This window comes from Clostridium sp. D43t1_170807_H7 (assembly GCF_015555905.1).
In the GTDB taxonomy this organism is placed as follows: Bacteria; Bacillota; Clostridia; order Clostridiales; family Clostridiaceae; genus Clostridium.
Map to the genome: position 1 here is coordinate 1 of NZ_JADNLK010000045.1, position 11,020 is coordinate 11,020.

The following is an 11,020-nucleotide window of genomic DNA, read 5'->3' on the forward strand; positions in this document are numbered from 1 at the left end:
GCATCTATAGTTCCAGATGGAGTTTTATTTGGTTCAACTGGTGGACATAAATCTATAAGAAAAGAAATAGTAGAAAATCATAAGCTAGAAGCAATAATATCAATGCCTTCAGGAGTATTTAAACCATATGCAGGAGTATCAACAGCAATCATGATATTCACAAAAACAGGAACAGGTGGAACAGATAAAGTTTGGTTCTATGATATGAAAGCCGATGGATATTCTTTAGATGATAAGAGAAGTCCTATTGAAGATAATGATATAAATGATATAGTTGAAAGATTTAGTAATTTAGATAAAGAAGTAGATAGAAAAAGAACCGAACAAAGTTTCTTTGTAACAGTAGAAGAAATTAGAGATAATGGATATGATTTATCTATTAATAAGTATAAAGAAATAGAATATGAAGAAGTACATTATGATGCTCCAAGTGTTATTTTAGATAGAATCAAGAGTTTAGAAGAAGAAATAACTCAAGGATTAGAAGAATTAGAAAAAATGGTGAATGACTATGAAGAGTAATAGAAAAATTAACACGGTAAAATTATTAGATGTTGTATCTATTGGAGGTAAGAGTGTAAGAGAATTTGATAACGAATTGATGTATTTAAGTACAGGAGACTTAGAGGAAAGTAAGATAGTAAATTTAGAACCTGTTACTTTTGATAGTAGACCGTCAAGAGCAAATCAACTAGTTGAAATCAATGATATTTTATTTGCAAAGATGAAAGATACAAGAAAAACATTGTTAATTAATGAAAATACTAAAAATATAATTGTGTCTACAGGATTTTATGTTTTAAGAGCATCCAATAAAGTTTTACCAAAATACATTTATCATTATTTAAATAGTGATTATTTTTTAAATCAGAAAAATAAGTTGTGTAAAGGTGCTACCCAAAAAGCAATTAATAATGACGGGTTAAAACAGATAGATATAGTATTATATGATGATAAAATTCAAGCTAAAATAGTTGAGCTATTAGATAAATCAAAAGAATTGATTGATAAGAGAAAGGAACAAATTAAATCTCTAGATGAATTAGTTAAATCACAATTTATCGAGATGTTTGGTAATTTAAAAGATGAAGAAAAATTACCATTAGAAAAATGTACTACATTTATAGATTATCGTGGGAAAACTCCAACTCTTTCAGAAAGTGGAATTAGAATTATAAATGCGAAATCAGTAGGAAATGGATTTTTTAAGTATATTGATGAATATATATCAGAAGAAACTTATGATTCATGGATGAAAAGAGGATTCCCTGTTGCTGGAGATGTGCTTTTTGTTACTGAGGGACATACATTTGGTAATGTATGTAGAATACCAAATGATTTAAAAAAATTTGCAATGGGTCAGAGAGTTATAACTATGCAAGGTAAAGGTGGATTGTTAAATAATATATTCCTTGCTCAGTATATGCAGAGTATGGTATTTAAGATAGATATAGATAAATATAAAACTGGAAGTTCAGCACAGGGTATTAGAAGTAAAGAACTTCAAAAAATTCTTATACCTATTCCTAATATAGAACTTCAAAACAAATTTGCTGACTTTGTTAAACAAGTCGACAAATTGAAATTTGAAATGGAAAAAAGTTTAAAAGAATTAGAAGATAATTTTAGTTCTTTAATGCAAAAATCTTTCAGCGGAGAATTATTTAACTAATATATTATGTAAGGGAGTTAGGGGATATTGAGTAATAATATTAATGAGAATATGAAAAGTATAATTGAAGGATGGGGAGTTCCTGATATTTTAGAGTTAAGAAATAAAAATATAAAATTTATTTTTGATAGTAATGAAATAAATAGTAATGATGAAATATATAAAGGATTAATGTGTGGAGAAAATACGGCTAAATTTTGTATATATGATATAGATAATAATGAAGGAATTTTTGTTATGGATTTTTTAGAATGTGGTAGAAGAATGCTAGCATTATATGATTGTGAGCCGTATTTAAAATTAATGATTATTAATGTAATAAACTCTAAATATAGGAAAAAAGGAATAGCAACATATTATTTAGAAAAATTAAGGGATTACGCAATTAAAGAGAATATTTCAGTAGTAAAAGTTCATCCTAATCCTAATGATGATATATTTAAAGGGCAAAACAAAGAAAATAGATTAGAAAGAGATAAATTAAAAAAGTTTTATGAAAATAAATCACTACCTAATTTAAAGTTTGAAATAATATGAAGTAGAGAATTATATATCAGAAGCAGTTTTAAGGGCTTCGATGGATTTGGAATATAATATTGAGAAAGCTGAAAAAATTGAATATTCAAGTAGTAATTAAGAGACTATGAATACTTATTTAGAAAGAAAAAGGTTACTTTATGAAAGAGATAATATGATTAATAGTGCTAAACAAAGAGTGGACTTAAATAGAGATAAAATTGGTATAAGAAATATGCTAGAAAAAGTAATAGCCAAGAACAATATTTCAGAAATTTTGAAAGTTGATATGTCATTAATAGAAGAAGTATTAAAAGAAAAGAAGTAACAAAAGATGTAATTATTTATTTTGATAATATTGTAAGCACCTATTTATAGGTGCTTATTTTATATGATTATAATAGATAAGCAACTAGTGTTTTTAATACTTAATAGTTTAAATTTGATTTATTAGAATATAATTTATAGAATATATAAATTATCCTACGTTATTTTGGTGAGTATAATTAATAAAATAATATATGGTGGAGGGTTTTAATATGGATAAGATAATATCAAAAGTAGCAGCATTGGGTGTGCCAGGATTGATACTTATTGTTACTATGGCATCAACTGGGTTAACAGGGGCAGCAGCTATAACTGCGGGATTAGCAGCATTGGGTCCTTTTGGAATGATAGGTGGCATTGCAACTTTAGGTGTAGTTAGTCTTCTTTCACAGGGATTAGTAGACTATGGATTTGATGCTATTTTTACTGGAGTGGTAAAAGAACTTTATAAAAAGGGAGAAACTAAAATCAGTATTTTAACAAAAATTAACAAATATCCAATTTCTAAGTCGCTTAAAAGAAAGCTAAAAGAAGAAGTTGAAAAACTTTAATTTTTATAGCATGTGATTAGTAAATTAAAATAGAACAACAGATTATTAATATAAAATAAGTACTTATATAGATAGGTGCTTATTTTAATGCGTTAAGATATGAAATGATGATATAATTAAATTAAATACAATTTTAGGATATTAAGGTGAATAAAATGAGTGGAAATTTTAATTTTTTAAAGGATAATGATATATTCAAAAGTTTTTATAATGCTTGTGTTGAAGCTGAAAAAAGTATATTAGTCAGTCCTGCAACTACTGCAATTCTTACAAGAAGGGCATTAGAGCTTGCAGTTAAATGGGTTTATAGTTTTGATGAGAGTCTTTATGTTCCTTATCAAGATAATTTATCAAGCTTAATACATGATAATAATTTTATTGAAACAATAGATTCTAAACTATTACCACTTATTAGATATATAGTTAAGCTTGGTAATGTTGCTGTCCATACTAATGCAAATATAAAAAGAGAAGAAGCTGTGCTTGCTCTTCATAATCTCCACCAATTTGTTTCATGGATTGATTACTGTTATGGAGATTATAAGGCAGAGCCTTTTAATGAAGACCTTTTAATGCATGGGGAAGATAAAAGAACTAGACCAGAGGAGCTTAAAGACCTTTATGAAAAGCTAAGCTCTAAAGATAAAAAGCTTGAAGAAATAAGAAAACAAAATGAAGAGCTAAGAAAAGAACTTACTGAAAAGAGAAAAAATAATTGTAAAAACTATGATTTCAATGTAGATGAAATTAGTGAATTTGAAACTAGACAAAGATATATAGATATTGAACTTAAACTTGCTGGATGGGAGTTTAATAAAGATATTGGAGAAGAAGTTGAAGTTTCTGGAATGCCAAATGATTCAGAAATAGGTTTTGTAGATTATGTTTTATATGGAGCCAATGGAAAGCCTTTAGCTGTAGTTGAAGCTAAAAGAAGTAGCAAGGACCCTAAAATAGGACAACAACAAGCAAAATTATATGCTGATTGTTTAGAAAAAGAATTCAAACAAAGACCAGTAATATTCTATACTAATGGTTTTGAAACTTATATTTGGGATGACTACAATAATTATTCTCCAAGAAGAATTTATGGATTCTTTACAAAAGATGAATTACAACTAATTGTAGATAGAAGATTTGAAAAGAGACCATTTATTAATGTAAAAATAAATGATGATATTTCTAATAGATACTATCAAAAGGAAGCAATACTTTCTGTATGTGATGCTTTAAGTAAAAATCAAAGAAAGACACTTCTTGTGATGGCAACAGGCTCAGGTAAGACAAGAACAGCAATTTCAATAGTTGATGTACTTGCAAAACATAATTGGGTTAAAAATATATTATTCTTAGCGGATAGAACAGCTTTAGTTAAACAAGCTAAAAATAACTTTTCTAAGTTATTACCTAATTTATCATTATGTAATTTGTTAGATAGCAAAGATAATCCAGAACAAGCAAGAATGATATTTTCAACTTATCCTACAATGATGAATGCTATAGATGATGCTAAAACAAAAGATGGTAAAAAGTTATTTACTCCAGGTCACTTTGATTTAATTATTGTAGATGAATCTCATAGAAGTATTTATAAGAAGTATAAAGCTATATTTGATTATTTTGATGCATTATTATTAGGACTTACAGCTACACCAAAAGATGAAATAGATAAAAATACTTATAGTATATTTGACCTTGAAAGTGGAGTCCCTACTTTTGCATATGAGCTTGAAAAGGCAGTAGAAGATGGTTATTTAGTAGATTATAAAACATTAGAAGTTAAATCTAAAATAATGGAGTCAGGAATTAATTATGATGATTTATCACCAGAAGATAAGGAACAATTTGAAGATACTTTTGATGATGATGAAAATATAGATAAAGAAATTTCTAATACTGCAATAAATCAATGGTTATTTAATGCTGATACTATAGATTTAGTTTTAAACAAATTAATGGATAATGGTTTAAAAGTTGAAGGTGGAGATAAATTAGGAAAAACTATTATCTTTGCTAAAAACAGTAGACATGCTCAAGCTATAGTACAAAGATTTAATACAATTTATCCACAATACGGAGGAGATTTTGCTAAAGTTGTGGATTACAGCGTTAAATATGTGGATACAATAATTGATGATTTCTCTGATAAAGATAAGCTACCACAAATAGCAGTATCAGTAGATATGCTTGATACAGGAATAGATATTCCTGAAGTATTAAATCTTGTTTTCTTTAAGAAAGTAAGAAGTAAATCAAAGTTCTGGCAAATGATAGGTAGAGGAACTAGACTTTGTCCAGATTTACTTGGATTAGGTCAAGATAAAGAAGAGTTCTTGATATTTGATTTCTGCAATAACTTTGAATTCTTTAGAGCAAATCCTAAAGGCTTTGATGGAGCTTTAGGAGAATCTCTAACTGAAAAAATATTTAATAAAAAAGTTGAGCTTATAAAAGAGCTACAAGACATTAAGTATGAGGAAGAAGATTATAAGAATTATAGAGCAGAACTATTAGATAATGTATTAGCTAGTGTTGAATCTTTAAATGAAGATAACTTTAGAGTAAGAATGCATCTAAACTTTGTTCATAAATATAAGAATAAAGAAATTTGGAATGCTTTAGGAAGTCTTAATGTAAATGAAATAAAGCAAAATATTTCACCATTAATAAATTCATTAAAAGATGATGAACTAGCTAAAAGGTTTGATTTAGTTATGTATACAATTGAGCTTGCAAGACTTCAAGGAGCTAATGCTAATAAACCAATAAGAAGTGTTATTCAAACTGCTGAAGAACTTTCTAAGTTAGGAACTATTCCACAGGTGCAAGAGAAGAAATATATAATTGAAAAAGTTAAAACTGAAGAGTTTTGGGAAAATGTTGATGTATTTGAATTAGAAGAAGTACGTGATGCATTAAGGGAATTATTAAAATATCTTCAAAGACAAACTCAAACCATTTATTATACAAGCTTTGATGATTTTATTATTGCTGAAGAATCTAATTCAGCTATGTATAATACAAATGACCTTAAAAACTATAGAAAGAAAGTTGAACATTATTTAAATTCTCATAAAGATGATTTAGCAATATTTAAACTTAGAAATAATAAGAAGTTAACTAAACAAGATGTAGAAACATTAGAAACTATAATGTGGAATGAGCTAGGTACAAATGCTGATTATGAAAAAGAATTTGGAAATATGCCTGTAGGAAAGCTTGTAAGAAAATTAGTAGGACTAGATAGACAAGCAGCTAATGAAGCTTTCTCTGAGTTCTTAAATAATGAGAGCTTAAATGTGAATCAAATTCATTTTGTTAAACTAATAGTTGATTATGTAGTAGCTAATGGATTTATTGAAGATAATAGAGTTCTTCAAGAGGACCCATTTAGAACTGTTGGAAATATAGCAACATTATTTAAAGATAATATGGATGATGCTAGGAAGATAATTAAGATTATTAATGATATTAAAGTAAATACTGAAGTTGTATAAAAGTATATCAAGGTTATAGCTGTAATAAATACTATAATTATTTTAGTTATAACCTTTAAATTTGAGATTTTTTGGTATAAAATGTAATAAGGGGTTAAAATTAGAAATAAAATAAAGGGTGAGAAGAATATGTTATTTTATTTTAGAAAATTATGGTCATATGTATCTTTGTTTTTCATTAGAGGAACACTAAGTGATAAAAATATAAGAAGGTTATTAGGATACCATATATTTATATATCCATTTAAAGAAGAAAATTTAAAGCCTTCATCATATAATTTAACAGCAAGTAAATGTGCATTTATTAAAGAGAAAAATGGGCATCAGAAGCTAATAGTAAGAGGTAATAAAATAACTATACCAGCAAATAAAACTGGTATAGTTGAAACACAAGAAAGTATTTATGTATCTAAATGGATTACAGGTACATATCATTCAAAGGTCAAAATAGCAAATAAAGGAATAGGGCATATAGGCACAACCTTAGACCCTTGTTTTTTTGGAGTTTCAGCAATTGCATTGCATAACACAACTAATGAACCTATAAGTATAAATGTTGGTGATACTATTGCTACGCTTATGCTTTATAGTTTAAAATCTAGAAGCTCTGGAATACATGATAATATATCAGGGAGACAAGATGATGGCATTAAGTTAGATGTAAAAGACTTTTATGATTACAAAGATACAAAAAAAATTGGTATCTTAATACAAGATGAAGTTGATAAAAGTGTTGATATTAACTATTTTTTTGTAAAAAAGAAATTAAAAGATAGTGGTATTATAGTGTACGATAGTGATAAGTTTGTATGTCCAAGCTGTATAAATTGTAATAATAATGAAAAATGTAAAATGAAATTATTGAAGAAAGCTTTTAGTCAAAAAGATGAAAATGAAGAGATAATAAAGGAAATAGAAAGCTGGAGAAACCAAGAATGGGTTAACAATAAGGAAAGTTTAATTAATATTGTAGTGAAAATGGTAAAAAAGAAGAATAATAATAAAGATATATTTATTTATAGCTTATTGACCTTACTTTTTGGAGTTTTATCAATAGTAGGAGTTTTTGTATTTTTATATGATAAATATAAAGACCTAGCAGAAATCGTAATTGCATCTATTATACCTACAATTTCTATAATAATAGGTATGGTAGTTAGACATAAAAGTGGAAAAGGAGAATAAGAGAATGAAACTATTAGTAGAAAAAATTAATGAAAAAGCAATAATACCATTTCAAGCTCATGAAGACGATGCAGGAATGGATTTATTTTCTGTTGATGAAGTAACTTTAAAACCTATGGAGAGAAAATTAATACATACTGGTATAAGAATACAATTACCTAAAAACACAGAAGCTCAAATAAGACCTAGAAGTGGATTAGCATTAAAAAATGGCATAACTGTTCTTAATACTCCTGGCACTATAGATGAGGGGTATAGAGGAGAAATTGGCATAATACTAATAAATCTAGGTCAAGATAATTTTAAAATTACAGAAGGTATGAAAATAGCTCAAATGGTAATTAAACCTACATTAAGTTTGAAAGTTGAAGAAGTTGTTGAACTAACAGATACTTCAAGAGGTGAAGGTGGATTTGGTTCTACTGGAGTTTAATCTTTAGCTGAAAAGAATAGCTGTAATAATTTAAACAAATTAATAAGTTAAAAAAACTCAATGAATAATCATTGAGTTTTTTTATGATACAAAGTAATCTATCAAAATCTTGTATAGAATTTTAGAATCCTTAAGTTGTGTCATAGTTGTTCTATTAGGATGTTTAAGAAAAAACTTTTGTTTTATTGCTTCAAAAAAAGCAACTGAAAGAGTCAGCTCATATCTTTTAGTTTCACCATCTAAAATATCCATTAATTGACCAGAAGAAATTTCAATATTATTGCTATCATTGATATTATTAATTTGATTATCTTCTTTTTTTGATAATAATAAAGAAATATTATTTACTAGCTTTAATAATGATGTTATAGATTTAAGAATTAACTCACAATTTGAGGATGTATTATCTGTTATTTTCCATATTTCATTTAAAATATTTTCCTCTGGAATTAAAGATTTTTCCTTTATATTTTCAGCAATAATTTCCTCAATAATTTCCTCGGATTTATTTTCAGGATTTAAGGAGGATTTTATAATTTTATCATTATTTCTTTCCTTAGAGTTTTTCTTTAAAAATTCTTTTAAATCATCTGTGATTGTCTCACTTAGAGTTTCTTTATTTTTAATTATTTCAGGTTCATTAGTTTTTAAAGAAGATTCTTTGGAGTTAATATCTTCATTATTTGAGGGATTTTCCTCAGTATTATTTACAGAATACCATTCATTTGTAGTTTTATTGTGAATATAGCCTTTATTTTTCATAAAAGTTTTAATATGATACATAGATATCCTTAATTCATTTGTGCTTAAAGTTTTTTCTAAATTTAAAATTGAATCTTGTGTATTTAAAATGAAATCAAAATTTTCTTCAAGTATACGAGTTATTTGCTCTTTAATTTCCTTTTTTGTTCCCATAAATCCCCTCAATAAAAAATTAATATCTATTTTAAATTTATTTGGAGTTTTAAAATGTTAGAACAAATTATTAAGGAAATTATAAATTAAAACGTCGGCAATATGTACAGTATGGTATACCATCCCGTACATATTGCCGACTTTGAATATCACTTAATAATCATCGTATATTAATGAAATATTATTTGGATTTTCTTTTGAGTATGTTATATATCCCCTTAAATCAGTTATGCCATCAGATTTTAAGTTATGTTTAACAAGAGTTTCTATATCAGATATCTCTTTAATATTATTTTCTATAACATATTTTAGGATAAAATATATTAAATGTCTTATAGAAATCAGTATATTTATTATGTTACTTTCGTGGTCAATTTCTAAAAATGCTTTTCCATCATGTATAATTGAATTTCTATAATTATAGAAATAAGATACTTGATTAGCTATAAATGTTTTTGCAGATTTATTCATTTTATTAGCAACTATACATGCACACCTATTTGATACCTTTGCTTTTTGAGCTTTTGTTTCACTTTTTGATAATAAAAGAGTTTCTAAAATTGCAACATATGTTAATATAGTTTGCTCAATATCACTTTCATATAATACACTATAGTATAATCTAAGAGAAGCTTTTATTTTTTTAGAATATTCATCAGTATTATTTAGTCTTTTAAGAATAAATTCTATATAATCTATAAAAGTATCATTAACATCTACATGTACAATCTTCTCTTGGAATTTTCTTTGTCTAATATATTCGTCATCTAAATTAGAAGAAAATGCTCTAGTAATAAATCTATCAAAATTATCATTAGTTACTTTATAATTACCTAATGATATATACCAATAAAATTCTTTAAAATCAGTGTTATTATCTCGATATCCTGGAAGTTTATATACAGAAAAAAATTCATTATTGGTTTTATTATAAAGGTCATCAGCTAAATTAATAGCATTTTCTACTGTTTCACCATACATCATATAATTTATAGCTGTTGATTCCATGAATTTATATTTTATTTTATTAGTATTTGACATTCTATCTGCAAAATAAATAGCAGATAAAACAATTTTTAAGTTTTCGACTTCTAATGTATTATGGGAAATAGATGAAAATTCTGCAATTAAATCACATTCTTTAATATCATTTTTATTTATTATAGAATTCAGGCTTAGGTACTCCGAATACGTTAAAAAATTAATAGAATCTATATAATTGTTGTCACTGTACATTATCATAGATGATGGTACACATTTTATTGGTATTTCTAATGAAAGGGGTTTATTAAGTTTAATTCCATGTATAGGAATATATTTACTCATATTTATCATAATTACAACTTTCTCCTTAAAAACATAATCAACAATATAATATCATTATAATGGAATAAAAGGAATTATAATGATATTATTCTGTTGTTAATAAGAAGACTAAATTGATATCTAGATGGATAGGTTAATAATCTTTCCCAAGAACAAATTGATACAGGACTAACTTGTAGTAGCTTAGCAGCTTGCTTTTGAGACAAGTTATTTGAATTTCGCCAATTGAGAATGGCTTTATCATAACTTGAAAATACAAATTTATAATAGTTATCATAGAATAGTTTTTGATTAATAGAAATATACTTACAAAATTTAATTAATAAATCAGGTTTTAGATAACCTTCATCAAAAGAATCTAAGCTAAATGATGTAATAAAAAAATTTTCAGCATTAGAAATCAAAGAAGAATCTACTTTCTGTTTAATTAATATAGGTTTATATTTATCTACAAAACACTTCTTAACATAGGCTATGTCAGTGTTAAAGGAGTATTCAAAATTCATGGCACTTTGGTACAAAGAGCAGATGTTATATTAAGAGAAATTGAAAAGTATTTGCCTAAGATGTATAAGTCATTAATGAATATATATCAACA

10 protein-coding genes are annotated in these 11,020 nt (G+C 26.1%); 8 read left to right on the forward strand and 2 right to left on the reverse strand.

Annotated features, from left to right (window positions below; all coding sequences use genetic code 11):
• The 8 genes from I2E98_RS15230 to dut form a co-directional block, all read left to right on the forward strand.
• The coding region (locus tag I2E98_RS15230; RefSeq protein ID WP_195469726.1) for an N-6 DNA methylase at positions 1–522 on the forward strand (522 nt) is incomplete at its 5' end.
• Complete coding sequence (locus tag I2E98_RS15235; protein ID WP_243251233.1) at positions 512–1,672, forward strand: restriction endonuclease subunit S; 1,161 nt, start codon at positions 512–514, stop codon at positions 1,670–1,672. The genes I2E98_RS15230 and I2E98_RS15235, both read left to right, overlap by 11 nt.
• Before the next feature lie 27 nt (positions 1,673–1,699).
• Positions 1,700–2,209 (forward strand): hypothetical protein, encoded by a 510-nt coding sequence (locus tag I2E98_RS15240; RefSeq protein ID WP_195469727.1) that lies wholly within the window; start codon positions 1,700–1,702, stop codon positions 2,207–2,209.
• A gap of 106 nt (positions 2,210–2,315) precedes the next feature.
• The gene (locus tag I2E98_RS15245; protein WP_195469728.1) at positions 2,316–2,516 is read left to right on the forward strand and encodes a hypothetical protein; all 201 of its coding nucleotides are present in this window, start codon (positions 2,316–2,318) and stop codon (positions 2,514–2,516) included.
• 211 nt (positions 2,517–2,727) lie between these two features.
• A complete protein-coding gene (locus I2E98_RS15250; RefSeq protein WP_195469729.1) occupies positions 2,728–3,066 on the forward strand; it encodes a hypothetical protein in 339 nt (112 codons plus the stop codon).
• A 155-nt stretch (positions 3,067–3,221) separates the two neighbouring features.
• Positions 3,222–6,563, forward strand: coding sequence for a DEAD/DEAH box helicase family protein (locus tag I2E98_RS15255; RefSeq protein ID WP_195469730.1), 3,342 nt, complete (start codon positions 3,222–3,224; stop codon positions 6,561–6,563).
• Between the two features lie 129 nt (positions 6,564–6,692).
• Positions 6,693–7,748: a hypothetical protein gene (locus tag I2E98_RS15260; protein WP_195469731.1), complete on the forward strand. Its 1,056-nt coding sequence runs from the start codon at positions 6,693–6,695 to the stop codon at positions 7,746–7,748.
• A gap of 4 nt (positions 7,749–7,752) precedes the next feature.
• Complete coding sequence (gene dut, locus I2E98_RS15265; protein WP_195469732.1) at positions 7,753–8,181, forward strand: dUTP diphosphatase; 429 nt, start codon at positions 7,753–7,755, stop codon at positions 8,179–8,181.
• An 81-nt stretch (positions 8,182–8,262) separates the two neighbouring features.
• Here the strand turns inward: dut and I2E98_RS15270 are convergent, their stop codons facing one another.
• Positions 8,263–9,096 (reverse strand): hypothetical protein, encoded by an 834-nt coding sequence (locus I2E98_RS15270; protein ID WP_195469733.1) that lies wholly within the window; start codon positions 9,094–9,096, stop codon positions 8,263–8,265.
• 153 nt (positions 9,097–9,249) lie between these two features.
• A complete protein-coding gene (locus tag I2E98_RS15275) occupies positions 9,250–10,431 on the reverse strand; it encodes a HEPN domain-containing protein (RefSeq protein ID WP_195469734.1) in 1,182 nt (393 codons plus the stop codon).
• Positions 10,432–11,020: the final 589 nt, after the last annotated feature.